20 protein-coding genes are annotated in these 23,883 nt (G+C 57.2%); 5 read left to right on the forward strand and 15 right to left on the reverse strand.

From position 1 onward, the window contains the following. Window positions 1-399: 399 nt before the first annotated feature. Window positions 400-2,439 (forward strand): putative bifunctional diguanylate cyclase/phosphodiesterase, encoded by a 2,040-nt coding sequence (locus ACO07T_RS09415; protein WP_422049175.1) that lies wholly within the window; start codon window positions 400-402, stop codon window positions 2,437-2,439. A 35-nt stretch (window positions 2,440-2,474) separates the two neighbouring features. Then, window positions 2,475-3,443: a hypothetical protein gene (locus ACO07T_RS09420; protein WP_422049176.1), complete on the forward strand. Its 969-nt coding sequence runs from the start codon at window positions 2,475-2,477 to the stop codon at window positions 3,441-3,443. Between the two features lie 93 nt (window positions 3,444-3,536). Here ACO07T_RS09420 and ACO07T_RS09425 read toward each other — a convergent pair whose 3' ends face one another. The 7 genes from ACO07T_RS09425 to ACO07T_RS09455 all read right to left on the reverse strand — a co-directional run bounded on the left by ACO07T_RS09425 (window position 3,537) and on the right by ACO07T_RS09455 (window position 12,340). Further along, window positions 3,537-4,838, reverse strand: coding sequence for a M16 family metallopeptidase (locus ACO07T_RS09425; protein ID WP_422049177.1), 1,302 nt, complete (start codon window positions 4,836-4,838; stop codon window positions 3,537-3,539). Further along, window positions 4,835-6,178 (reverse strand): M16 family metallopeptidase, encoded by a 1,344-nt coding sequence (locus tag ACO07T_RS09430; protein WP_422049178.1) that lies wholly within the window; start codon window positions 6,176-6,178, stop codon window positions 4,835-4,837. The genes ACO07T_RS09425 and ACO07T_RS09430 overlap by 4 nt, the downstream gene beginning before the upstream one ends. A 169-nt stretch (window positions 6,179-6,347) precedes the next feature. After that, window positions 6,348-6,869, reverse strand: a complete 522-nt coding sequence (locus ACO07T_RS09435) for a DUF3035 domain-containing protein (RefSeq protein WP_422049179.1) — start codon at window positions 6,867-6,869, stop codon at window positions 6,348-6,350. 54 nt (window positions 6,870-6,923) lie between these two features. Continuing rightward, window positions 6,924-7,397: a signal peptidase II gene (gene lspA, locus ACO07T_RS09440; RefSeq protein WP_209076867.1), complete on the reverse strand. Its 474-nt coding sequence runs from the start codon at window positions 7,395-7,397 to the stop codon at window positions 6,924-6,926. 184 nt (window positions 7,398-7,581) lie between these two features. After that, window positions 7,582-9,171 carry a bifunctional phosphoribosylaminoimidazolecarboxamide formyltransferase/IMP cyclohydrolase gene (gene purH, locus ACO07T_RS09445; RefSeq protein ID WP_422049180.1) on the reverse strand — a complete coding sequence of 530 codons (1,590 nt, stop codon included), beginning with the start codon at window positions 9,169-9,171 and terminating at the stop codon, window positions 7,582-7,584. Between the two features lie 19 nt (window positions 9,172-9,190). Then, the gene (locus ACO07T_RS09450; protein ID WP_422049181.1) at window positions 9,191-10,933 is read right to left on the reverse strand and encodes a heparinase II/III family protein; all 1,743 of its coding nucleotides are present in this window, start codon (window positions 10,931-10,933) and stop codon (window positions 9,191-9,193) included. A gap of 135 nt (window positions 10,934-11,068) precedes the next feature. Next, the gene (locus ACO07T_RS09455) at window positions 11,069-12,340 is read right to left on the reverse strand and encodes an RsmB/NOP family class I SAM-dependent RNA methyltransferase (RefSeq protein ID WP_422049182.1); all 1,272 of its coding nucleotides are present in this window, start codon (window positions 12,338-12,340) and stop codon (window positions 11,069-11,071) included. Window positions 12,341-12,451: 111 nt separating this feature from the next. Between ACO07T_RS09455 and ACO07T_RS09460 the strand changes: the two genes are divergently transcribed. Beyond that, window positions 12,452-12,637 carry a DUF1674 domain-containing protein gene (locus ACO07T_RS09460; RefSeq protein ID WP_209076855.1) on the forward strand — a complete coding sequence of 62 codons (186 nt, stop codon included), beginning with the start codon at window positions 12,452-12,454 and terminating at the stop codon, window positions 12,635-12,637. Between the two features lie 7 nt (window positions 12,638-12,644). Here the strand turns inward: ACO07T_RS09460 and ACO07T_RS09465 are convergent, their stop codons facing one another. From ACO07T_RS09465 to dapB, 5 genes are all read right to left on the reverse strand, one after another. Next, window positions 12,645-13,997 carry a hypothetical protein gene (locus tag ACO07T_RS09465; RefSeq protein ID WP_422049183.1) on the reverse strand — a complete coding sequence of 451 codons (1,353 nt, stop codon included), beginning with the start codon at window positions 13,995-13,997 and terminating at the stop codon, window positions 12,645-12,647. 329 nt (window positions 13,998-14,326) lie between these two features. Continuing rightward, window positions 14,327-16,399, reverse strand: a complete 2,073-nt coding sequence (locus tag ACO07T_RS09470; RefSeq protein WP_422049184.1) for an ABC transporter permease — start codon at window positions 16,397-16,399, stop codon at window positions 14,327-14,329. Next, the gene (locus ACO07T_RS09475; protein WP_422049185.1) at window positions 16,396-17,448 is read right to left on the reverse strand and encodes a quaternary amine ABC transporter ATP-binding protein; all 1,053 of its coding nucleotides are present in this window, start codon (window positions 17,446-17,448) and stop codon (window positions 16,396-16,398) included. The genes ACO07T_RS09470 and ACO07T_RS09475 overlap by 4 nt, the downstream gene beginning before the upstream one ends. A 6-nt stretch (window positions 17,449-17,454) precedes the next feature. Beyond that, window positions 17,455-18,417, reverse strand: a complete 963-nt coding sequence (locus ACO07T_RS09480; RefSeq protein WP_422049186.1) for an ABC transporter substrate-binding protein — start codon at window positions 18,415-18,417, stop codon at window positions 17,455-17,457. A 282-nt stretch (window positions 18,418-18,699) separates the two neighbouring features. After that, entirely contained in the window at window positions 18,700-19,509 is an 810-nt protein-coding gene (gene dapB, locus ACO07T_RS09485) for a 4-hydroxy-tetrahydrodipicolinate reductase (RefSeq protein WP_422049187.1), read from the reverse strand. 98 nt (window positions 19,510-19,607) lie between these two features. Here dapB and rbfA point away from each other — a divergent pair, with 98 nt between their 5' ends. Together rbfA and ACO07T_RS09495 are read left to right on the forward strand one after the other, a co-directional pair. After that, window positions 19,608-20,033: a 30S ribosome-binding factor RbfA gene (gene rbfA, locus ACO07T_RS09490; protein ID WP_209076845.1), complete on the forward strand. Its 426-nt coding sequence runs from the start codon at window positions 19,608-19,610 to the stop codon at window positions 20,031-20,033. Further along, complete coding sequence (locus tag ACO07T_RS09495; RefSeq protein WP_422049344.1) at window positions 20,033-20,776, forward strand: phosphodiester glycosidase family protein; 744 nt, start codon at window positions 20,033-20,035, stop codon at window positions 20,774-20,776. The genes rbfA and ACO07T_RS09495 overlap by 1 nt, the downstream gene beginning before the upstream one ends. On the opposite strand, the gene ACO07T_RS09500 is transcribed toward ACO07T_RS09495, so the two are convergent. The 3 genes from ACO07T_RS09500 to ACO07T_RS09510 are packed head-to-tail and all read right to left on the reverse strand — an operon-like array spanning window position 20,766 to window position 23,777. Continuing rightward, entirely contained in the window at window positions 20,766-21,773 is a 1,008-nt protein-coding gene (locus ACO07T_RS09500; protein ID WP_422049188.1) for an ABC transporter substrate-binding protein, read from the reverse strand. The two genes, ACO07T_RS09495 and ACO07T_RS09500, sit on opposite strands and share 11 nt — an antisense overlap. Beyond that, window positions 21,752-23,119, reverse strand: a complete 1,368-nt coding sequence (locus ACO07T_RS09505) for a sensor histidine kinase N-terminal domain-containing protein (RefSeq protein WP_422049345.1) — start codon at window positions 23,117-23,119, stop codon at window positions 21,752-21,754. The genes ACO07T_RS09500 and ACO07T_RS09505 overlap by 22 nt, the downstream gene beginning before the upstream one ends. Beyond that, window positions 23,112-23,777 carry a response regulator transcription factor gene (locus tag ACO07T_RS09510; protein WP_209058876.1) on the reverse strand — a complete coding sequence of 222 codons (666 nt, stop codon included), beginning with the start codon at window positions 23,775-23,777 and terminating at the stop codon, window positions 23,112-23,114. Before ACO07T_RS09510 ends, ACO07T_RS09505 begins: the two co-directional genes overlap by 8 nt. Window positions 23,778-23,883: the final 106 nt, after the last annotated feature.

Below are 23,883 nucleotides of genomic sequence, written 5' to 3' on the forward strand. Positions count from 1 at the left end.
TCTAGCGGAAATCCGGGATCGCGGGTGCAGTTGCACTTTTGGCCATCACGCCAAGAACAAACAGAAATAGGCAGAAAAACTACACAGTTCTTCGTTGATCTCCCTCAGGTTTTCCCGCACATTTTCTGGCAACGGACCAAGCCAAAACCCACCCATTGCGCGCCGCTGGAGCGAAGGTATTGAGATAGTTAGGCGGAGGGAATTCTTACCTTCAGCCGTTGAACCAGAAGGGTCAGCACTTTGCAGAAGCGATTGGGGAAAATGCCTTTCTCGCCTCCCGTAGGTTCCGTCGTACTCCTCTCGTTTGCAATTGTTATCATCGCGTTTGCATTGGTTTTTTTCAGGATTTGGTCGTCAGAGCAAACTGCTGCAGAACGGGAAAGCCGCTTTGTCTCATTGATGTATGAGCGCGAGAAGGCCAGCATGCTCTCAGCGCTAAAGCCCTATGCCGCGTCAGATGCCGCTTACCGTAACATCTCTGTCAACTTCTCCGCACCTTGGGTCGAATCGCGTTTTGTCGACGATATGATTGCTGAGACAACTTATAAGGCAGCGTTTTTGATCGCGCCGGATGACAGCGTGGCCTTTCTACACGCGGAAAGCGATCCGCCCCTCGCGCAAATCACGGCAGACACATTGCCCAGCGTCTGGGACGCCGCAGCACAAATTCGCCAGACCTACCTTGAGGAGGCCTCCAACCGCATACCTGAGGACAGCAATTTCTCAGGCATGCTTGACGCGCTTTCTGATATTCATGCTCTGCGCTGGGGGGATCACATTGCGCTAGCTGCGAGCTATGCCATTATCCCCGATCCCGGTATGGTCCCGCTCATCGACGCGCCGCCCTACATACTCACCACCTTACAGATTCTAAATGACACCAGACTGGCCCAAATTTCACCGCACCTGTTTCTGGCCGGATTTGACGACGCCAGCGCCCTAAGCGCGGACCGAAACGCTTTCCTGATCACAGGACCCGACGAGGTGCCACTTGGCTACATCACGTGGCAACCAATGGGACAAGGCACGCGGATTATCGTGGCAGCCACGCCGCTGCTCTTGCTGCTGATTGGCACCATCACCTGGTTCACCTGGCGCGTGGTGCGCAGCAACGCTGCAGCCCACAAAAAACTGGAAGAAATCGCGCTGCAGTCCCGCTACGACGCGAACCACGACAATCTGACCGGATTTTCTCTGCGCGACCATTTCTTTGCGCGTGCCAGAGAGGCCCTGACGCCAGAGGGCGCGGAACTCACAGCGCTTGTTTATCTGGATTTGGACAACCTGAAAAAAGTGAACGACGCTTGGGGACATGCGGCTGGTGACGCGCTGGTAGGGGCGGTTGCCCAGCGTATTACTGAACGTCTTGGCTCAAACCTGATTGCCGGCCGCGTGGGGGGCGATGAGTTTCTGCTTCTTCTGCGCGGCTTTAGCCAACGTACAGACGTGGAAACGCAGATCAGGGAAGTGCTCATGGCGCTCATGCAGCCCCTTCGCTTTGAGGGACAGCTGATTGAGACCTCCGCCAGCGCGGGTCTGGCTTACTTTCCCGATCATGGAACCAGCATTGAAGAACTTGTGCGCGCCGCAGATGTCGCGCTGAACCGCTCCAAAGAGGTCAGCCATTTCGGCCTCGCCGTCTTTGACCCCACGATGGATGCGAGCCTGAAAGAAAACCGTGATCTGCGTGAAGATTTGCAGAAAGCCGTGCGCAACGGTGAACTTGAGCTGTTTTATCAACCGATCATCTGCTCTGAACACGCCAAGCCAACCCATGCAGAGGCGCTGTTGCGCTGGAATCACCCAACCCGTGGCCGCATTTCCCCGGATCGGTTTCTGCCGCTCGCCGAAGCCAGTGGCCTCATGCCGGAAATCAGCCGCTGGGTCACGCAGACAGCCATCAGAGACGCAGCAGAGTGGCCCATGGACTTTGGCGTGACAATCAACGTCAACACCTCTCAATTGCTTCACAAAGGGTTTCCAGACGAGATCCGCACTCTGCTTAAGACAAACCAACTGCAGCCGGAACAGCTGACAATCGAGATCACGGAAACCGAAATTCTTGACCGGATTGAAGAGACAAAATCCGTGCAGGAAGACCTCACCGAACTGGGTGTGCGCTTTGCTCTGGATGATTTTGGCACGGGCTACTCCAGCCTGAGCTATCTGCATCTCTATGATTTTCAGACGCTCAAGATCGACAAGAGCTTCTTGTCTGGCCCTGACCTGACAGAGGATGCAAAAGGCCTTTTGTCGACCATGATCAACCTTGGTCAGGTATTGGGTATGACGGTTGTGGTTGAGGGGGTCGAAACCGAAGAACAGCGCGATTTTCTCACGGCGTCAGGCTGCTCGGAGTTACAGGGATTTCTTTTTGCCAAGCCAATGCCGTTGTCGGAGCTGACTGCGATTTACGGACATGAAAGAAAACCGGAGTAATCCGTGCTGCCAGCTTGATAGATCACCTCACTCAAATGCCCAAGATTGTGCTGCACCTGAAATCGCATGACGCCAATCCGGAGCTGAATGGATGGCATCTTCGTCTCTACAGAGAGATCGTAAACCTTGGGCATGCTGAGGGCATTTCGGTTGAGATTCGCGCACGCGACAGCGACATTCGGGTTGGTACGCGCAGCATAACAGATGACCGTTTCAGCGATGGAAACCTTCACATCATTGATGATCGCTCTGTCAGAGCTACCGGCGTTCTGAACGCCGGCGTCGCCTACCTTTGGGAGTTCTGGCATCTTGATCCTCATGGAACAAAGGCCTTCTCCTCGATTGGAGAAGATACCTACAGCCCTTCGATGATTGCCGATCAGCGTGTTCAGACTTTTTCCCGCAATCTAAAACGGCGCTATTTGGAGAAACGGAAATCCAAATATGACCAGCCGGAAGCCCACCAAGACTTCAAAAGAAATGCGGTCGCAGTTTTCTTTCAGGGCCAATATCCCATCAACGCCAGAGCGACACAGCACTCGGACATGGATGTGCTGCGGGCAACGCTCAAGGCGGCGGGCGATCGACCTATTTTGGTGAAGCCGCACCCAATCTCCAGCGACGAGGCCACAATTGCCAAAGTGAAAGCCCTCGCGAAGAACGATCCGCGCATTACGCTGACACAGGCAAACGTCCACGACATCCTCAACGCAAGCGCCTGCACGGTTTCGATAAATTCCACCGTTGCGCTTGAGGGGTATCTTCATGGCGTGCCTGCCATTCTATGCGGCAAATCCGACTTTCACCACGTCGCGCAAACCGTTACAGATCTGAGCCAGTTTTCGAGCGCGCTGGAAAATGCTCTGTCGTCGGATGCTGATTTGGAGCGCTATCTGGCTTGGTATTTCCTGAAGAAATGCATCCCGATTAACAGCGGACAACTTCGCAAAAAGATCTGGGAGAAGTTTGAAATCGTAGGCTTCCCAAGGGAGCGGTTTGGCTAGCCCGCAAATCTTTAGGAAACCGCCCTTTTCCCACAAAAAAAGGGCTGCCTGCATCATATCGCGCACAGCCCTTCTGACTGGGAGTATTGCCCGTTACAGCCCTTCAGGCTGACCAACGACTACGAATTGCAGGCCATCACGGTCCAGAAGTTCGCCGGCCACTCTTGAGACGTCCTCAGCAGTAACGGCATTCACCTTGTCATTACGGGTCGCAATATAGTCGATGGGCATGCCATCCATCTGCATCGAAACCATGATCTGGGCGATTGCGCCATTTCCGTCAAAGCGCAGCGGATAAGCCCCGGTCAGAAGCGCCTTTGCCTTTTCCACTTCGTCTTCTGTCGCGCCTTCTTCGGCCATACGTGCCCATTCGTCTTTCACCACGCCCACAGCCTGGGCCACACGGTCGTTGGCCGAAGACACACTCCCCATGTAGACGTTGGCGAGATCGCGCAGCACAAGGTAGCTATAGACTCCATATGTCAGACCACGCTTTTCACGCACCTCGGTCATGAGGCGGCTCTCAAACCCACCTCCGCCGAGAATGGTGTTGAGCACGTAAGCGGCGAAGAAATCCGGGTCTTCCCGATCGATACCATCCTGCGCCCAAAGGGCCACGGATTGCGGCGTGTCATAGTCCACGATGTCCACACCGCCGTTGATCGCAACGTTGGCATCTTCAGGCATCGGGGCACCCGTTTCAGGCAGATCTACGAGCAGGCGATCCAGCATCGGACCAAGCTCTGCTTCGGTGATGTCACCGACCACACCGACGAACAAGCGGTCCTTCGCCAGCGCGCCCTGATGTGCGGCGACAATGTCATCTCGGCTCAAGGCCGTGACGCTCTCAAGCGTGCCTTCACCGGGAGAGCCGTAAGGATGGCCGCCATAGATCAATGCGGCCAGCCGCGCCCCTGCAATGCTTTCGGGATCTTTCAGGTCAGAGCGGATGCCAGAGAGCACCTGCTCACGCACACGATCCAAGGCGGCCTGTGGGAAACTTGGCTCGACCAGAGAGCGGCGCAGGAGGTCGATGGCCTCGTCGCGGTTCTCGGTCAGCATACGTGCGGAAATCGACACGGCATCGGCATGGCTGTCATAGCCAAACTGCGCAGCCAGCGCCTCGCTCGCCTTGGCAAAACCCTGCGCATCCAGATCACCCGTGCCTTCTTCAAGCAATCCCACCATCAGGTTGGTCGCGCCGCGTTTGCCCGGCTGATCCAAGGATGTGCCCCCTTTGAACCGCAACTCAAGTGCCACGAATGGGATCGAGGGTTCTTCGACAAGCCAGGCTTTGATGCCGCCGGGAGAAGTGACTTCCTTGATGTTGATTTCGGCCCATGCCGCAGGCACGGTCACGACAACGGCGACAAAGGCCAGGACAAAACGGATCATTGGCTCACCTCCTGCTCTTGGGTCATCAACCAGCCTGTAACCGACTTGCGGTCATCAAAGATTTCCTCGGCCGCGGCCATAATCTCTTCGCTGGTGATCGAGTTCAAAATCTCGGGCCATTCCTGAATATCCGCGACGGTCAACCCGGAGGTCAGTCCGCGCCCATATCGGTTGGCCACGCTCTCAACGTTGTCGCGCTCATATATCTGACTGGCGCGCAGCTGCATCTTGATACGTTCCAGATGCGCCGCATCCACGCCTTCCTGCATAAACTCTGCCACCGCGCCATCCATGGCCTCTTCGGCTTCTTGCATCTCCACCCCCGGGGCAGGCACCATAATCAGGTTGAAGGTGGTCGCATCCAGAGACGTCCCGCGATACCAGCTTCCGGCATAGACCGATTGCTTGGTCTCAAACTGTAGTTTCTGGCTCAGGACAGAGGTCTGCCCGCCACCAAGCAATTCAGCCAACAGCGTCAGCGCCGCAGCTTGGCGCTGATCACCACTATTGCGCTCCGGGGCCAGGTAGCTGCGGGTGACATAGGGTTGCGCCACACGGGGATCGTAAAACACCATACGGCGGGCACTGGACTGCGGCGGCTCGCTCGGACGCGCACGCGGCGGCAGCTCAGGATTGGCAGGGATCACACCATAGTATTGATCCGCCAGCGCTTTGACTTCCTCGGGCTCTACATCCCCCGCGACAATCAAGATCGCGTTGTTGGGCGCATAATAAGCCTCGTAGAACTCCAGCGCATCCTCCAGATCGAGCGCCTCCATCTCATGGCGCCAGCCGATCACAGGCACACCGTAGCGGTGGTTGAGATACTGCGCCGCGCTCAGCTGTTCGCGAAACAGGGCGCCTGGACTGTTCTCGACCCGCTGGTTGCGTTCCTCAATGATGACATCGCGCTCTGTCAGGATGTCCTCTTCGTCGAGTTGAAGATTGACCATGCGGTCGCTCTCCATACGCATCATTAGCTCCAGACGGTCTGAGGCCACGCGCTGGTGGTAGGCTGTCACGTCATAGCTTGTGAACGCATTGTCGCGCCCGCCATTTGCGGCAACCGTCGCGGAAAACTCACCCGGTTCAAGCGTTTCTGTGCCCTTAAAAAGCAAATGCTCCAGGAAATGCGCAACGCCTGATACGCCGGGGCGCTCATCCGCAGACCCCGCTTTGTACCAGACCATGTGCATTACAACCGGGGCACGGTGATCCTCCACCACGACAACCTGCATGCCGTTATCAAGCGTATAGGTGCTAACCAGATCATCGGCGGCCTGAAGCGGGGCTGTCATCCCCGCAGTCATCGCCAATGCCAAGACAATGCGTCGCAACATCAAAATGTCTCCCAACCAATCGCCACTCATAAACCTTACGCAAACAGCGCAAGGTGCGGCTCATCTTTTGTAAAAAGAGTTACGCCCCGAACGGGGCGCTTCAAGGCATCATACGCGATTGTGAGGCAGCTTGGGTCAACACCCGCCACTCTCATCAATCGCAAAACCCTTAGTTTCCAGGGGCTGCCGGGGTGCGCACACCGGCTCGCTTCCACCGCCACCATTCTTCGCGGAAGTCCAGCGTCTGGGGCCGGTAAACCTGTTCATACAGACCTTTTTTGGAGACGCGGATGCTTGTGAACCGGCCACGGCGGTCGCGGAATTCTTCGTCTTCCTGCGCCACAACCTGACGGATATTGGCATCGCGCCCCTGACGCGACGCGTAGTTCACCAGCGCAGTATCAGCACTCGGGATGGCGGTGTTAAGGGAACTGCGTGCCGCAGCAGAGCCACCCAGCGCGGCAACTGCGTCGCCAAGCGGATCCTGATCGGTCCGGTTCACGCCCGTTGGATTGGGAGGCGGCAAGGACGAAAGATCAGAGGGCACCACCAGCTCTTTGCTCGGCAAAATGCCGAATTCATCAGGGCCATTGCCGCTTGATACATTGGAATGCAACGTGCCGCCGCCGGTACAACCGGCAACCAAAAGCGCTGCGAAAACACCCAAAACCTTCAGCCGTGCCACGCTCATTATTCACTTCTCCAAGAGCTATTGGCACAGCTTTACCTGATCACGGTACGGAGGTCACGCCTCTCTTTTTTTGCCGCTGGTAAAAAGGATGAGACCAATCGCCCCTGCGAAGATCCAGATGTCTGCGACATTGAAGGCATAGGGGTTGTCGATGCCGCAGCAGGACATGTTCAGAAAGTCCACAACTGCGCCAAACAGCAGGCGATCCACAACATTGCCCAGCGCGCCGCCAATCAGAAGCCCCGCGCTGATCATGCCCCATTTGCCCGGAGGATCTTTGCGCATCCAATAGAGCACATAGCCGCAAATCAGCATCGCAAGCGCTATCAGCACCCACTTGGCCGCTTCGGGGCTGCCGGAGAAAAGGCCAAAATTGATGCCGTCATTCCACGCCATGTGGAACCGCAACAGAGGAGGCAGAACGTCGATCTGCAAAACCTCACGCAGGTTCAATGCGTTGAGAACAAGAAACTTGCTCGCCTGATCGGTAATGAAGGCCCAAAAGCCTGCCCAAAATACAAGACGCATCACCTGCGCCCCCTTTCTGCCTATCTGCCCCGGCGTTCTGCGTTGTTCGCAGAATCTCTAATTTTGCCATTGGGCGGCAGTGTATGTCAGGTTTGCCCAATGTAACAAGGGTGCTGACGTATTTTCAGCCGCAGAAGGGTTCACGCCCTGCGATCGAATGCAACCCGATCGCAGGGCGTGTTGATCAGTGACGGAAGTGGCGCATACCGGTGAAGACCATCGCAAGGCCCGCCTCATCGGCCGCCTTGATGACTTCCTCATCCCGCATGGAGCCGCCCGGCTGGATCACGCAGGTACCGCCTGCCGCCGCCGCTTCCAACAGCCCGTCCGCAAATGGGAAGAAAGCATCAGAGGCCACTGCGGAGCCCTTCGCAGGGCTTTCCTCAAGGCCAAGCTCATCCGCCATACGCTGCGCTTTGGCCGCGGCCACATTCGCGCTGTCCAGGCGGCTCATCTGACCCGCGCCAACACCAACAGTCGCACCGTCTTTCACATAGACAATCGCATTGGACTTAACGTGTTTTGCGACTTTCCAAGCGAACTGCAGATCCGCCATCTGCTCCGCGCTTGGCGCTACCTTTGTCACCACTTTCAGCTCATCCGCAGAAACGGACCCCACATCCTTGTCTTGCACCAGCACGCCACCGGCCACCTGTTTGTAGGCCGTGATTGGCGCACGCGGATCAGGCAGACCTTCAGTCAGCAGCAAGCGCAAGTTTTTCTTCGCGGCAAAGATCTCTTTGGCTTCATCAGAAGCGCCCGGCGCAATCACCACTTCGGTGAAGATTTCCACGATCTTGCTGGCTGTCTCCGCATCCAGCGGCTGGTTCAGCGCCACAATGCCGCCAAAGGCTGAGGTGCGGTCACAATCAAAGGCTTTCTGATAGGCCTCAACCAGTGTCGTGCCCACGGCCACGCCGCAAGGGTTGGCATGCTTGATGATCGCCACGGCAGGCCCCTCTGCCGAATCAAACTCCGCCACCAGCTCAAAGGCCGCGTCGGTGTCGTTGATGTTGTTGTAAGACAGCTCTTTGCCCTGCAGCTGCACAGCCGTCGCCACACCGGGGCGACCAGTGCCATCTGTGTAGAACGCCGCTGTCTGGTGGCTGTTTTCCCCATAGCGTAGCGTCTGTTTGATCTCACCGGCAAAGGCGCGGCGGCGCGGTGCTTCCTGCTCAAGCGCGGTGGCCATCCAGCTAGAAACCGCAGCGTCATAGGCCCCTGTGCGTGCATAGGCGGTTTGCGCCAGTTTCTGGCGGAAGGCATAAGAGGTCTGCCCAACGTTAGCATCAAGCTCCGCCAGCAGCGCATCATAATCCTGCACATCCACAACGACGTTCACGAACCCATGGTTCTTGGCCGCCGCACGGATCATCGCAGGGCCGCCAATGTCGATGTTTTCAATGCAGGTGTCATAGTCAGCGCCTGCAGCAACCGTGGCCTCAAACGGATAGAGGTTGACCACCAGCAGGTCGATGGCGCCGATGCCGTGCTCATCCATTGCGGCGACGTGATCATTGTTATCGCGCAGCGCCAGCAGGCCCCCATGAACCTTTGGATGCAGCGTTTTCACGCGGCCATCCATCATCTCTGGAAAGCCTGTCACCTCAGAAACATCTTTCACCGCAAGCCCCGCATCGCGCATCGCTTTGGCAGAGCCACCAGTGGAGAGGAGTTCGACACCCCGTTCAGACAGCGCGGTGGCCAGTTCGATCAGCCCGGTCTTGTCAGACACGGAAATCAGGGCGCGGCGGATGGGGTGCAGGTCGCTCATAGAGGTATGATCCTTGGGCTCAGGTGTTCAAATCCAACTCGTCCCGGTTCAAGTCCCTGATCGCCACATTGGTCTCATGGGCTTTGCTCAACGACCACCGGATGCGGGTCGCATACTCCATTGCCACGCCGGATAGAACGATTTGTTTGGTCGCACGTGGCTTTAATCGCCCTTTTTCGAGGAAAACGCTGGCATCCACCCTCAATTTCGCCACGTCATCGTGTCGAAACACCCACAGCTCGCCACTTTTTAAGGCAATCGAAACCGCCGCCCCGCCCATATCCAGACTGGCGTCAGCCTCCGGATGCAGGTGAAAGGCGATTTCATAAGGCACCCCCTGCAGAGCGCTCTCGTCCATCACCCTGTCAAACCGACGCTTGGCCGCGTCATCCATGGTGATCAACAGATCTTCCCCAACCATACCGCGCCCATCAAAGGTCAGCTCAAGGGTGCGGGCATGGGTCAGACCGTGGGTGCGCACGTAGCCGTCATGCCCGCCCTCAAAGCGCAGACCGTCGCTGGCATTGCTCATCTGAATGGGCACATCTGTCGGCGCATCCACCAGTTGCTCTTCGCGCCAGCCTTTGCCCTCCTGCCCGAGCCGCGCGCTGGAGAGCTCGTCAATGGTGACCGTCGAATGCGAGGGCGTCGCCCGACCAAAACGGCGCCAATCCTCGCCGAAGCTGGCACCAGAGCCGCAATTCACGATCACGGGGCGTCGGCCACTTGTCAGCTCAAAAGCCAGCGTCGAGGCATGGGCATTGAGCGCGCTTACGCCGGTTGGCGGTGGGCTGGCATCAATCACCACGCTGGTGCGGCCCGCACTCAACCGCGCATAGCCCATGGCAAGCCCGTCCGCCTGTCGGGTTTTATTGCCGCTTTCCGCAAGCGCGTGATCCAAACGGCCTTCCATACCGCGGCCGCCGCCATGAAACCGCGCCAAACTGCCATCTGCATGGCGCAATGTGCGCAGCGTTGGCGCAATCCTCTCAATCGCGCGCAAATGAATGTCAGATGGTGTTCGATCCGCATCCCGCAGCGCCGTTGCGGCCCAAGTCAAAAGCGTAAAGACCTCAAGCAGTTCCTCAGGATTGCGCGTCGGGATCCCACCCTGCACATCCACCTGTTGCGCGCATTCTTTGTCGAGCGCCTTACACGCCGGTTCAACATGCTGCTCCATGCCTTCGAGCGCCAAGCCCGCGTATATAAGCCCGGTCAAAGCCTCAAAGCGCGGCAAGCCGGGAGCGGTTTTGTGCCAGCGCTTGCTGAGGAAAATTGTTTGCTGACCCAGCGACTGGAAAAACGCATCTGACTGATCAGAGCCTTGTGCCCGGAGCAGAAAAATCGCGTGGCTGATCCAGCGGATCAGTCGGCGGCCCGTGAGGTCAGGGGTCCAGCCTGGCCCGGTGCCGCGGCCATAGAGCTCAATCCAATGCCAGACCCATTCCTGCGCTCGGTCTCTGGCAGCCATGTCTCCAACCGCAGCTAGATCGTCGAGCCAGGCAAACCCCTGCAACTCCTGCGCAAAAACATCATCCGGCACATCAATGACCCAGATCGCGGTTTTGGGTGCGCTGACCAGATGACCCGCAAACAGGAAATTGCCCGCAACCAGCTGCTTTCCGCGCGCAAACAGCCCGATCGTGCGAGGCTCAGGTGTGGTGGTGAACCCCGTAGCCGGATGCGCCCGCGCACTCCTGCGCGCAGACACGCGGTGCATCAGCCGCGTCCACCGTGCTGTAAAATTGTCTGTCTCGGACATCTGCTCTGCCTCTACGCTCTGATGGCGTTTGGCGTGAGTGTAGCGAGCGGATCGCCGCAAGTCACCGTTTGAATCAGCCGATGCACATCCGCGTGACCACCACGCGGAACAGCCTCAATTCAAATGGGTCTTTCCTCAGACGCCTTTGCGCAGCATCGCCACGTAGAAGCCATCCATACCGCCTTTGTCGGCCCAATAATCCGGGCGCAGCCGCAGCCCGCCTTCTTCTGTCACCCATGCCGGATCAACGCCGTCAATCAGCACGGCGTCGCGGTCCACGGTGACATCGGCCCAGCGCTCCGCGGCTTCTTCAATCTGCACTTCGCCTTCGTCAGGCAGCAATGAGCAGGTGCAGAATACCAAACGACCACCCGGTTTCAGCAGCCCCAAGGCGTGATCCAGAAACACCTCCTGCATCCCGATCAGATCGCCAAACTCGCTGCCGTCTTTGGCAAACGGCAAATCCGGGTGCCTGCGAATCGTACCCGTGGCCGAGCAAGGCGCATCCAGAAGGATCGCATCATACTGCCCCTCCTGCGCCATGACATCGCCAACAACCACCTCTGCATCCAATTGCACGCGCTTGAGGTTCTCCCGTAGCCGCTCCATCCGCGCCGGGTTGTCGTCCACCGCGGTGACTTGCGCACCAGCGGCCGCGATCTGCATGGTCTTGCCGCCGGGCGCGGCACAAAGATCCAGCACGCGCTCGCCCGGCTGTGCATTCAGCACCCGCGCAGGCAGCGCCGCAGCCGCGTCCTGCACCCACCAGTGCCCCTGCTTAAAGCCCTCCAGCGCTGTCACCTGCCCCGCGTCACGCAACCGCACGGAACCTGTTGGCAGCAGCTCGCCACCAACCGCCTTGGCCACGGCCTCTGCATCCCCTCTGGGGGTCAAATCCAATGGCGCACCGGCATAATGCGCGGCTTCGATTTCAAGCATGATTTCGTTGTCATAAGCTTGCGCCAGCGGCTTGCGCAGCCATTTTGGCAAACGCGGGATACGCAGCTTGGCCCATTCATCGCGCCCTTTGTCGTCCACCTTGCGCAGCACCGCATTCACAAGCCCCTTCATGCCTGAGGTGCGCTTGGATTTACTGACAATTTCAACCGCATCGTTGACCACACCATGTGCCGCACCGCCTTGGCAGATCTCCATGGCCGCCATGCGCAGCACATTCTGCACCGTCATCGTGGGGGTCTTTTTCAGATGTTTCTGCAGCACCCGATCTGCACGTTCCAGATTGCGCAACGTGTCTGTTGCCAACCGCTGTGCCCGAGCCCGCTCTGCGGGCTCCAGCTTCTGCAAGGCGCCTCCCGCAATCACATCAGACAGCAACCGGCCTTCGCCCAGCACCTGATCCAAGAGATAAACCGCACTGCGGCGGGTCGGATAGCTGGATTTGGACATGCGAAAGACCTTCTAAAATGGTTTGGCGGCGACTGCTGAGGATCAGACAGGGGGCTTGTCGTTGTCAGACGGGCGCGTATATCAAGGGAAAGCCTCAAAAGGAACCCTTCGATGAGCGACACGCCTGAAACCCGCGATGACCTGCCCGAAGCCGCCAAGCGCGCGCTTGCCGAAGCCGAAGAGCGCCGCAAGAAGGCCAAGGATTTGGAACTCCCAACCGAATTGGGTGGCCGCGACGGGCCGGAGCCTGTGCGCTACGGCGATTGGGAGAAGAAGGGAATCGCGATTGATTTCTGAAGCCAGACTAGGCGTCTAACTCCCAGCCCGCGTCGCAGAACAGTTTCAGAAACGTCAGACCGTGAATTTCGCTGATTTCCGGTGCAAACACCTGATGAACCAGCTCGGGGCGGAAGGTTGGCCACTTTTCTCTGATTGAGGCAACCACCCGTGCGGCAGTCTCTGATCTGCCAACCGCCTGATAAGCCGCAGCCACATAGGCGGAGCCAACGGGCGTGGGATCGCCGCCGCGCGTCATAGACTGTTCAAAAGCCGCAACGGCGCCCTCGTAATCTTCCAGATAGAACTTAGCAAAACCGTGGATTCCGATGTCACCGCTTTGGGGCTCATTTTCTTTGGGTGCGGTTACATCCGCTGCCGTCTGAAAATCACCTGAAAACAATAAAATTAGAGCTCGAAAGACAAGAATTTCGCGGCTCTCACCCCCTGCCGCATGTGCACGCGCACTCAACGCGCGCGCATTGTCCCAATCTCGTAGGCCAGCGGCCAACCACCCTCCGGCAGACAGTGTCCAGGGGTCATCAGCGGCCAAAACCTGCGCCCTCTCCACCATCGCGGAGGCTTCTTCCAGATAGGCGAGAGAGGCACTAGAACCTCGCGTCAAAATCGCCATGTTGCTCAGGCTATGTGCTGCCGTGGCATAGGAGCCTGCGTGGTCCGGGAAACGCGCTATCACCGCCTTGGAATGTGCAACCACGCGCTTCTGGCGCTCCATGTCCATAAAGGAAAACATGTGATTACGGGCCAAAAGATCCAACTTTTCCGGTGTCGGAAGAGAGAGGTTTTCGGTACCCGGGAGAAAATCGGCGTTAGAAAATTGCCCTTCTGTTCCGGAGTGCCAAGGTGGCGAGAAGACATGCTCGCTTTGTTTTGCCCCAAAGAGATCTGGCATCAATTTGCTGACCAAAATCGCGCCAAGCAACATCGCAATGACGACAAGCAGCGCCCAATTTCGCCGAAACAGCGTGCGTGCCTTATGCTCGGCCTCGCTCTGCTCCTGCTCCGCAAAGGCAAACTCCAGCTTCAACCCTTCAGGCACCACGAAAATATGCAGCGCATCCTCTCGCCCCTCCGCCGAAAAGTACCGCTGCAACAGCTCCGCCAATCTGCGTTTGTCAGAGCGCGCGACCTTTTCTCGTTCATGAGGCTCAAAGGACTCATAAAGGGCAGATTGCACAGATTGAAATGAGGTCTCCGCTGCGCGCCCAGCCAAAGCTTCCCCTGCGAGAAATTCGAGCAGTCTGCGCGCACGTCCTGATTTCTCAAACACCTCACTCGCAGAGACACGCGCCACGGCAACACGGATAATCTCGGGCGCAATTTCAACCGACGTTTCGCGATCTGCTTCCAAATCGTTCATTGCGCTCTACTCACTCCAACCCGTGCCGCTTTGGGGCTGACTGAAAAGCAACCCTAAACTCGCTGCACGCATCTAAATCGAAAAAGGTTGCATAAATCTTCTTCCGCCACTCAACACAGGCGAGAGCAACCCTTCATAATTCTCCGATTAGCAGAAGGTGAATTTGAGGTATATGACATAAATCAAATGTCATGGCTTTGAGCACACGAGGCGTGACAATACCGACAGCGCACACCGGCTTTACTTATGCGATAACGACGCGAAACAGATGCGATACCGACACCTAAAAAGGCAAGAGAAAGCGAGAATTTCCCGCTTTCTCCAATCGCTTACAGCCCCAGAGCCTGACGCCGCTCTTCAGCAAACCCCTGCACCAACCGATCCGCCACCAACGCCAAAATCGCCATGGCTGCGCCTGCGGTAACACCGAGGCCGACATCGGCCTGCCCAAGTGCCAGATAGATCGACTGACCAAGGCCTGTCGTGCCGATCAGCGCCGCAATCACGAGCATGGCAAAAGCATAGAGGATGGTCTGGTTGAGCCCGAGCAAAATGGTCGGTGCAGCATAAGGCGCGCGCACCTCAAACATGGTTTGCCAACGCCCAGCCCCGCTTGCGGTTGCTGCCTCGATCATCTCGTCCGGCGTGGTGATCAAACCATGCCGCGTGTAGCGGATCATGGGGACCACCGCATACATGCAAATGGCGAGAAACGCGGAGAATTCGCCAATCTGGAAGAACATCAGAACCGGGATGAGGAAGACAAACAGCGGGATGGTTTGCAGCGTGTCACAGATCGGTCGGACAACCATCCAGGCGCGGTCGCTCATTGCCGACCAGAACCCCAAGATGCCGCCCACCAGGGCGCAGGCTGCAACAGCTGCACCGCTGAGGTAAAGCGATAGCAAGGCGCGCTCCCAAAGCCCCGAAATCAGGATCAGGCCCAACAGAACGGTGACTTGAATGGCGAGCTTCCGACCGCTGGCGACCCATCCCAGGGCCGCCACACCGAACAGCAAGATGGGCCAAGGCAGTTGTGCCACGCCAATCTCCAGCACCATTGCCGCGATCAGAACCAAGCCGGCACCAGCGAGATGACCTCGCACGGCAATCAAAGCAGCGAGAGCAGCAAAGATCGCATAGAACACCAGCGTGTGCGTCGTGGTCCAGGCAAAGCCCCAGGTGAAGGGCAAGACAGCATCAGACAACCCGATCCGCAGAGGCAACAAACCATAGAACATCGCGGAGTTCTTCACAGTGTCGAGCGTTGCTCCGTGGTTTGCGGTGAACTGCCCCACGCCTTGATCGACCTGCTCAGCAATACCATCCAGTGCTGCGATGCCCGCGGGGTTCCAACCTGCCAGCGCAGCCCACATCGCGGTGATTGCGCCGACAGCGAAGATTGCCAGAGCAACTCGTTTATCTTGCGCAGGACGCGGTTCCGCCAATGCGGCGGACATGCGGTCAATCACTACGGCAAAAACCACAATCACTGAGCCTGCGAGAAACGCCGGGCCAAACATTGCCTTGCGCATGGTCAGCAGAACTTCCCAGCCGATGTCCTCAAAGCCGCCAATGACGGCTGCGATGATCACCATGCTCAATGCGGCCATCAGACATTGGTTGAAGCCAATCATGATCTGTTGAGACGCGGCGGGCAATTCGACTAAAAAGAGCTGCTGCCGACGGGTTCCGCCAGACATCACAGCTGCTTCGCGGATTTCAGGCTCTACGCGTTCCAGCCCCAACAGCACATTGCGCGCCATGGGTGGTGCTGCAAAAATTGCAGACGCAATAAGGCCCACCACTGGACCAAAGCCAAAGAGCACCAGTAGAGGTGTCAGATAGGCAAAGGTCGGCATGGTCTGCATGACATCCAGAACCACATTCACGCCACCTTTGAGCTTGGGGTATTCAAACGCGAGGATGCCAATCCCGGCTCCCAAAAGGGCCGCCAGAGGCACCGACACAGCGACCAGCGCCAGCGTGTTCATGCCCTCCAGCCAATATCCGCTGATCACCACAAAACCAAAGCCAAAGAAGGCCAGCGCGGCCATGCGCGCACCACCTATGAGCCAGCCCAGCGCTGTGACCGCACCAAGGACCAAAGGCCACGGGGCACCAGACAACAATCCGCCGACCCAGGTCATTGGGAACTCAAGCAGATAGGAGAACACACGCGCTACAGGCTTGAAGATATTTAGAAATCCACCAACCACGGCGCCAACCCAATCGGTCATTGGCACGGTCAGAGCCTCAGGCCAGCTTACAAGCCACTCAAGTTGAGCGCCAAACAGGCGACAAATCACACCGATCATCACCACTAAGATCGCGGCCACACTGCCTTTGCTGAGCGGCAGGCCACGACGCGCAGAGAGCGGAGCGTTTTCGGCGATACTCATGTCTCTTCTGCCTGCAATGCCGCAGCAAGATCTGCTGGGTCAACCGCCCCAACCAGAGCGCCATTGGCATCATGAACCGGGACCGGCTCATAAAGCGCCATGCATTTGGCCAGCGCTGTTTCGATGGTCATGCCAACTTTCAGACCGGGATCATCCGGCATATTCGCAGGCACGTCTTTGGTCATGACGTTCTCTACACAACCGTGCCGGCCTTTGGGCACATCTTTGGAGAACTCCGCGACATAGTCGTTGACCGGGTGCAGAACGATCTCTTCCGGCGTGCCAATCTGAACGACTTCACCATCTTTCATGATGGCGATGCGATCCGCGAGCTTGAGCGCTTCCTGGATGTCGTGGGTGATGAAAACAATGGATTTTTTGAGCGTGGCCTGAATGTTCAGGAACTCATCTTGCAACTGCCGCCGGATCAACGGGTCAAGCGCAGAGAAGGGCTCATCCAAGAACCAGATATCAGGGTTCACCGCGAGAGAGCGGGCGATCCCGACTCGCTGGCGCTGACCACCCGAGAGGTTGCGCGGATAGGTATCTTCGCGCCCCTTTAGGCCAACAAGCTCAAGCACTTCCAGCGCACGTTGACGGCGCTCAGCCTTGCCCATGCCCTGCATCTTCAGCGGGAAACCAACATTGTCTGCAACCGTCATATGCGGAAATAGGCCAAAATGCTGAAACACCATACCAAGCTTGTGCCGGCGCAGGTCGATCAGGCGTTTGTCATTGGCTTGAAGAATATCTTCGCCATCGATGCTTACGGATCCGGAAGTCGGCTCGATCAAACGCGAAATACAGCGGATCAAGGTCGATTTACCAGAGCCAGAAAGCCCCATAATCACAAAGAGTTCGCCGGATTTCACCTCGAAGTTCGCTGCGCGAACCGCCGGGATCAGCCCTTTGTCCTTTAGGGTTTGAGCGATGGCTTTGTCGTCTCCGGCCCCGCGTGCATCACGTAGGGCCGGTTTGGCGTTCTCGCCAAAGACCTGCCAGAGGTCTTTGACGGCGATCGCCGGAGCGGTGCTGTTATGGTCAGTCATAAAGGCTTACTTGATTGCGGCGTCGACAACCGACTTCCACTTGTCTTCGTTTGCACCCATCCAAGCGGCAACAACTTCTTCAACAGACTGGCCGTCCACATCTACGGCCCCCATCATTGGCTGCTGATCTTCGACAGCCAGCTGATAGTTCACGAGGATTTCGTGCGCTGCAGGCCACTTGTCTTTCAGGCCCGGCCAACCCGCCTTGAAGATACGGCTCGCGGAGAAATCACAGTCGTTGATGGCGTTGGGGTTTGGACCCCATGCTGGATCGGTGAAACACGCATCTTCGCCCGCTGGCAGATCCACAAATTTCACGTCGTAGGCAGACATTGCCCAGTGCGGCTGCCAGAAGGTGATCAACAGTGGAGATTTCTTCTCGGTGGAGGCACGCAATTCGGCAATCAGCGCACCCTCAGAGCCTGCTGGCACTGCCTTAAATGGCAGGTCGAGACCGGTCATGCGATCTGCACCCGGTGTGCCCCAATCTGCAGGGTAGTCCACGAGGCGGCCTGCTGGCAGCGTTTCCGCGGTTGCGAAGTTGATCGCGCAATCCTTCAGCGCTTCCCATGCTGGCAGGCCAGGGCAAAGGTCTGCGACATGTGCGGGATAGGCGATGCCTTCGCGCGCATTCAGGCCGAGATCAGACAGTTCTTCCAATTTGCCTTCGCCTTTCAGCACAGCATATTGGTCAGACACGTTGGAGGACCAGATTTCGAGGGTCGCATGGATGTCGCCATCGGCAATCGCCTGAAATTGGTTCATCATACCTGCAGTGACATATTCAACGTCGTAACCTGCGGCTTTGAGCATTTCACCGGCGACATGGGTGGTCACGTGCTGGCCGGTCCATTCGTTGATGGCAAGCTTAATCGGCTCGCCAGTCGCGCCCAGCTCTGCTGCCTGTGCGGACATCGCCACTGCAGTTATGGCCAGCGCGGACAATCCAGCCTTCATTGTCGTCTTCATCGTCATCTCCCTGTCGTCGTTTTTTAAATGGTCATTTAATTTTTTGACTGTCGGCATAAAAACACAGCAACACCGACCTGCCAACAAAAAATACGCCCGTTCAGTTTACATCACCGTGTGGTGTGACCAACGCTCAAAAAATCGGCGGTAGCACGCTGAATTATATGTGTATTTTCAAGACACATATTTTGAGCACCGGAACGAGGCTATGACAATTTAAGTGACGCTCAGGGCAAGACTCTCTGATCTATTGAGGCAAAGTCTCAGAATCGCCCGACTTTATCAGAGGCCCAACACGTCCATCATATCGTATTCACCGGGCTTTTGACCTTGTCCCCAGATCGCCGCTTTGAGCGCACCGCGGGCAAAGATCGCCCGATCCGTCGCGAGATGGCGCAGCACGATCCGTTCACCTGCGGCGGCGAACAATACGTCATGCTCACCCACGATGTCTCCACCACGAATGGCCGTAAAGCCAATATCACCGCGTTTTCGGGCACCTGTGATGCCATCACGGCCACGGTCGGCCACATCTGCCAACGCCACGCCGCGCCCTTCGGCGGCTGCTTCGCCAAGCATCAGGGCGGTGCCGCTTGGCGCATCCACTTTGTGATGGTGGTGCGCCTCAATGATTTCGATATCAAAATCCTCATCCAGCGCTGCCGCCACCTTTTGCGTCAGACGTGTCAACAGATTGACACCAAGGCTCATGTTACCGGCCCGCACAATCACCGCATGGCGGCCGCAAGGCTCAAGCTGTGCAATATCCTCATCCGTCATACCGGTGGTACCAATCACATGCACAGCACGTGCCTGCGCGGCCAATTTCGCGAACTCAATCGTCGCCGCTGGCGCTGTGAAATCAATCACGGCCTGCGCCTGAGCAAAGGCCTCCAGAGGCTGATCGGTCACTGTAATGCCAAGTGGTGCGCCCCCCATGGCCTCTCCAACATCGCGCCCCACCCAATCATGTCCGCTGCGCTCCACTGCACCTACCAGCTTTGCCTTATCGCTCTCACAAACCGTCTTGATCAGCATCTGTCCCATACGGCCAGAGGCTCCAGTGATGACGATTCCGGGCAGATCTTGCATAACGTTCTCCATTTGTGGGCCGGTGGATCGGCGCCGCCCCTGCTTACATAAAGCAATCCAGCTTGGCAAAGGGGCAGAGAACGCCTAAGTGGGGAGCCATGGCAAAGAACACATTTTCTGAGGGCCGCGGCCCCTCCCAGCGCCAGCTGCGTGTTGGCGAAGTGATCCGGCGTACATTGTCGGAGGTCTTGATGCGCGATGAGCTGCACGACCCCGACCTCAGCCGTCTCTCGATCACGGTCGGCGAAGTTCGGGTGACACCTGACCTCTCCATTGCGACAGCTTTTGTCCTGCCTCTTGGCGGTGGCAAACAGGAAGAAGCGATCAGCCTTCTCGCCAGCCACAAAGGTGAGCTGCGTCGCATCATCGGCCGCAAGGCCAAGCTCAAGCACGCACCGGATCTGCGGTTCCGGATCGACACCACATTTGATCAGATGGATGCAACCCGGCGGATGCTCTCTGAAGACCGTGTGCAGGCTGACGTGGCAAAGCCTGACAGCGAAGAGGATGGCGCAACCTCGTGATCCGGCACTGGCTCTGTCTCGCAATCATCGCACTGCCCCAATGGGTCGGTGCCGTGACCTGCGAAGACACCAGCTTTGAGGGCAAGGGCATCACAGTTTGCACTGTTGATGCCACTCAGGATGATCTCCGGCTGTTCCTGCGCGACGATGAAGGTGCGATCCTTGGCCAATTTCGCGCGGTAGAGCGCGCGCTGGACGAAGGAAAAACCCTCGCGTTTGCCATGAATGCAGGCATGTATCACGCAGATCGCAGCCCTGTAGGCCACTACGTTCAAAGTCAGAATGAAGAGATGCGCCTGTTAACAGGGGCGAGTGTTGGCAACTTCGGGCTTCTCCCAAACGGCGTTTTCTGCATCACCGAGAACTCCGCAAGGGTCTATGAAACGCTCACGTTTGCGTCGCAAAAACCACACTGCCGTGATGCCACACAATCAGGGCCGATGCTGGTGATTGATGGCGCGCTGCACCCTCGTTTTTTGAAAGACAGCTCCTCAAAGTTTCTACGCAATGGCGTCGGCACGAGCCCCGATGGCAAAACCGCATATTTTGCCATCTCAAACACCGCCGTCACATTTCACGAGTTCGGACGCTTTTTCAGAGACGTGCTGAAAACGCCCAATGCGCTTTATTTTGACGGCAAAATCAGCCGCCTACACGCGCCCCAGCTTGATCGCTCTGATGCGGGTTTCTGGATGGGGCCAATCGTCGGTGTAACGGCGCCAGCACCACCCGCTACTGAATAATAGCGTCGCTCCATTCTTTGATGAACGTGCGCCGCTTGAGCGGATCAAGATATGTCATCAAGGCAGGTTCAAGCGTTATCGCCGATTGTCCGGATGCATCCGTGTTCGAGGTAAGCCTTGGAAGCGGAAAAGTTTCCGGCGACAGCAGAGCGGACTGCAAGTTAACGAGATGCCGCACAAATGCCTCAGCATCCCCACGAAGCGTGGTACCCACATGCACAAAAGCCGTACGCATCATGGTTGTTGGAAAGTCTGACGGCAGTATGACCTCGAGCTGATCTGAAACGGTTTCGCGCGCGTCGACGTAGCTCCCCAGCACATTATAGGCGACCAAAAGCTTGCCTGTTTCCAAGTCCTCGATCATCTCACCAGAGCAGCAATAGAGCTTTGCATTCAGCCCTCCCATGACCTCCATGAGTCGCCAAAAACTCTCGGACGCGCGCGCATCTTGTGTGGCAAAGAGATACCCAAGCCCAGACAGGCGCACATCATAGGTGCCCACCCGCCCGTCAAACAACTCCGGGCGCGCGCGCAAAGCCTGGATCAACTCCTGCCGCGACCTTGGAACGTCGCCATTCGGGAAAGCCGAACGGTTTACGACAACCGTCGCAGGCTCAGAGGTGAAGGCATACAGACTGTCGCGCCATTGGGCCCAATCCGGCACACCCAGATTGGCGATGGGAAGACCGTAGCCATCATTCACGAGCTTCAGCTGTAGGTCCATCGCACTGGATATAACCACGTCATACTCTGAGGGTTCCGCCCGAAAAATCTCATCAATTTGCGCGGTACCAATCACAAAATACTCGACCGCCAATCCCGGTTGTCTCTGCAGAAAGGACTCAATGATCGGCGCAAAGAATGAAGTATCCGTGCTCGACAGAACGCGCAGCGTGCGCGCGGGATTCGAAGCGCCAAAAACACTGCGATCCTCCCAGGTCTGCGCACCAACCAACATTGGGCAGAAGCACAGTATCAAACAGTAAATGTGACGCATGCCCCCCCCTCAGACCGATTTTCGAGCTGCAGGTCTCCGCCATGAGCTTCTGCAACATCTTGAGCGATGGTCAGGCCCAAACCGGAGCCAATTGTCCCCGTCGCATTGTCGCCGCGCAAAAATCGCGTCGCAAGGCGATCGATTTGATCCGGCGGAAAGCCTGGACCTTCATCCATGACCTGTACATGAGGCTGAGGCGCGGATTTCACTTCGATGATAATTTCACTCTCGACCGGCGAATACTTCAAAGCATTGTCCACAAGATTGCGCAGCGCATTTTGAAGCAAGATTGAATCCGCAGCGACCTTGACCTCAGGATCGCTCTTGACGGTCAAAGCGATGTCTTTCATTTCAGCGATTGGAGTCAACCGGATCACCAAATCCTGAACCAAGGCCACAAGATCCAGGCTTTCACGCTCAAGATGGTCAGCCCGAAAGGTGATCATCGCGTGATCCAGCAACTGCCCCGCCGCCCGGGAGCTTTCATCAATCGCGCGCACCATCGATCGCAGCGCTTGCCGGTTCTCCTCTCGCTCCACCCTTTGTAAGGTCGTTTCCGCATGGCTGCGTACCGTGGCCAAAGGGGTCCGCACCCGATGGGCTGCTTCGGCGATAAAGTCTTCCGACTGCGAGAGAGAGACACTCAAACGCGCCATAAAATTGTTGAGCGAAGACACCAATGGTCCCATTTCCAAAGGCACAGGCTGCGCAACTGGTGTCAGATCTTTGGGACCACGCCGGGTGATGGAGTTGGTCAGGCGTTCCAGTGGGCGAATGGTTGTCGAAGTAGCCCAAGAAGCAACAAGGACCGACAACACAAAGAACCCTGCCCCGAAATAAGCGACGTTCAACGAAATCCGATTAAGCGTCACCTGCAACGCTTCTTGGGTTTGTGCGACGGCAACTGTCACCAGCGTGCGCGCATCTGCGCCCACCAATGTGCGCGACGCTGAAGCGATCCGAACATCTGAACCGCGCATATCCCCTGACACGTGGACAACATCTGCGCCAATGGTCTGCTCAGCTTGAGGCAAAGTGTCATAGCCGGAAAGTAATGTGCCGTCCTGATGGATGGCATAAAAAACGCGGTCGTCCTGATCTGTGCTGAGAATGGAAAAAGCAGCATAGGGGAAGTCCACCTCTACCAACCCATCGCGCAAAACAGCTGCATCCAGAATCGAGGTTACGGAAGCTTCAAGGATGCGGTCCTGCCCCTGTTGGGCGATCTGCGCGGCATAGCTGCGCACAACCAGAAAGAGGAGGACAGCCAAGCCCGCTGCGCCCCCAATCAGAGTCAGCGCAAGCCTCGCCCGCAAGGAGCCAGAGACATTGGCCTTCTCACGCATGGTCAAGCCGATATCCAAGGCCACGTAAGGTTGTAATTTGCAAGCTGGATGGTTCAAGGTGTCGCCTCAGACGCCCGATATAGACCTCTATCGCATTTTCGGAGACGTCTTCGTCATAGGAAAACAGCCTGTCAGCGAGTTTTGCTTTTGAGAAGATCTGCCCGGGAGCGTTGATCAGCAACTCCAACAAACGCAGCTCTCTGTTACGCAGGGTGACCACTTTTGTTCCGACCTTGAGCTGTCCAGCGACAGGATCAAGCATCACATCACCGAGCTGAACCGACGGCTGCGCATGACCGGCATTGCGCCGCAAGACCGCACGGCATCGTGCTTGCAGTTCTTCGTGGTCAAAGGGTTTGGTCATGTAGTCATCCGCGCCCAAATCCAGCATGCTGATTCGATCACTCACTTGCGAGCGCGCTGTTAGAACGATGACCGGCGTGTCATTTTTTCCCGCGCGGTGCTGCTTGAGAAAGGCGCGGCCATCGCCATCCGGCAGCATGATATCCAGCAGAATGAGATCATAGTCGCCGGTGTCCACAAAAGCCGAGGCATCTGCAATTTTATCCGCATGATCAACGACATGACCATCCATTTGCAGCCGCGCGCAAACGGCATTGGCCAAATCGTGGTTGTCTTCGACCAACAGGAACTTCATCGGGGATCGGCCTTTCTTCGCCCATGACAGGTTTGTGACAGGTTGCAATGTTTGAGTTGCCCCAACTGAGCCAGCTTTCGGACAGTTGTCAAATTGGGAGGAAAAT

Origin of the sequence: Shimia sp. (assembly GCF_965227725.1) — a bacterium.
In the GTDB taxonomy this organism is placed as follows: domain Bacteria; phylum Pseudomonadota; class Alphaproteobacteria; order Rhodobacterales; family Rhodobacteraceae; genus Shimia.

Excerpts from the sequence above, each read along its gene's own strand:
- purH (WP_422049180.1), bottom strand. The coding sequence starts at position 9,171 with ATGAGCGACCTGCACCCCATCCGCCGCGCCCTGATTTCCGTGTCTGAC.
- ACO07T_RS09435 (WP_422049179.1), bottom strand. The coding sequence starts at position 6,869 with ATGAGCGTGGCACGGCTGAAGGTTTTGGGTGTTTTCGCAGCGCTTTTG.
- ACO07T_RS09505 (WP_422049345.1), bottom strand. The coding sequence starts at position 23,119 with ATGCGTGAGAAGGCCAATGTCTCTGGCTCCTTGCGGGCGAGGCTTGCG.
- ACO07T_RS09500 (WP_422049188.1), bottom strand. The coding sequence starts at position 21,773 with ATGCGTCACATTTACTGTTTGATACTGTGCTTCTGCCCAATGTTGGTT.
- ACO07T_RS09510 (WP_209058876.1), bottom strand. The coding sequence starts at position 23,777 with ATGAAGTTCCTGTTGGTCGAAGACAACCACGATTTGGCCAATGCCGTT.
- ACO07T_RS09425 (WP_422049177.1), bottom strand. The coding sequence starts at position 4,838 with ATGATCCGTTTTGTCCTGGCCTTTGTCGCCGTTGTCGTGACCGTGCCT.
- ACO07T_RS09460 (WP_209076855.1), top strand. The coding sequence starts at position 12,452 with ATGAGCGACACGCCTGAAACCCGCGATGACCTGCCCGAAGCCGCCAAG.
- ACO07T_RS09455 (WP_422049182.1), bottom strand. The coding sequence starts at position 12,340 with ATGTCCAAATCCAGCTATCCGACCCGCCGCAGTGCGGTTTATCTCTTG.
- rbfA (WP_209076845.1), top strand. The coding sequence starts at position 19,608 with ATGGCAAAGAACACATTTTCTGAGGGCCGCGGCCCCTCCCAGCGCCAG.
- ACO07T_RS09415 (WP_422049175.1), top strand. The coding sequence starts at position 400 with ATGTATGAGCGCGAGAAGGCCAGCATGCTCTCAGCGCTAAAGCCCTAT.
- ACO07T_RS09465 (WP_422049183.1), bottom strand. The coding sequence starts at position 13,997 with ATGAACGATTTGGAAGCAGATCGCGAAACGTCGGTTGAAATTGCGCCC.
- ACO07T_RS09470 (WP_422049184.1), bottom strand. The coding sequence starts at position 16,399 with ATGAGTATCGCCGAAAACGCTCCGCTCTCTGCGCGTCGTGGCCTGCCG.
- lspA (WP_209076867.1), bottom strand. The coding sequence starts at position 7,397 with ATGCGTCTTGTATTTTGGGCAGGCTTTTGGGCCTTCATTACCGATCAG.
- ACO07T_RS09480 (WP_422049186.1), bottom strand. The coding sequence starts at position 18,417 with ATGAAGACGACAATGAAGGCTGGATTGTCCGCGCTGGCCATAACTGCA.
- ACO07T_RS09420 (WP_422049176.1), top strand. The coding sequence starts at position 2,475 with ATGCCCAAGATTGTGCTGCACCTGAAATCGCATGACGCCAATCCGGAG.
- dapB (WP_422049187.1), bottom strand. The coding sequence starts at position 19,509 with ATGCAAGATCTGCCCGGAATCGTCATCACTGGAGCCTCTGGCCGTATG.
- ACO07T_RS09475 (WP_422049185.1), bottom strand. The coding sequence starts at position 17,448 with ATGACTGACCATAACAGCACCGCTCCGGCGATCGCCGTCAAAGACCTC.
- ACO07T_RS09430 (WP_422049178.1), bottom strand. The coding sequence starts at position 6,178 with ATGTTGCGACGCATTGTCTTGGCATTGGCGATGACTGCGGGGATGACA.
- ACO07T_RS09450 (WP_422049181.1), bottom strand. The coding sequence starts at position 10,933 with ATGTCCGAGACAGACAATTTTACAGCACGGTGGACGCGGCTGATGCAC.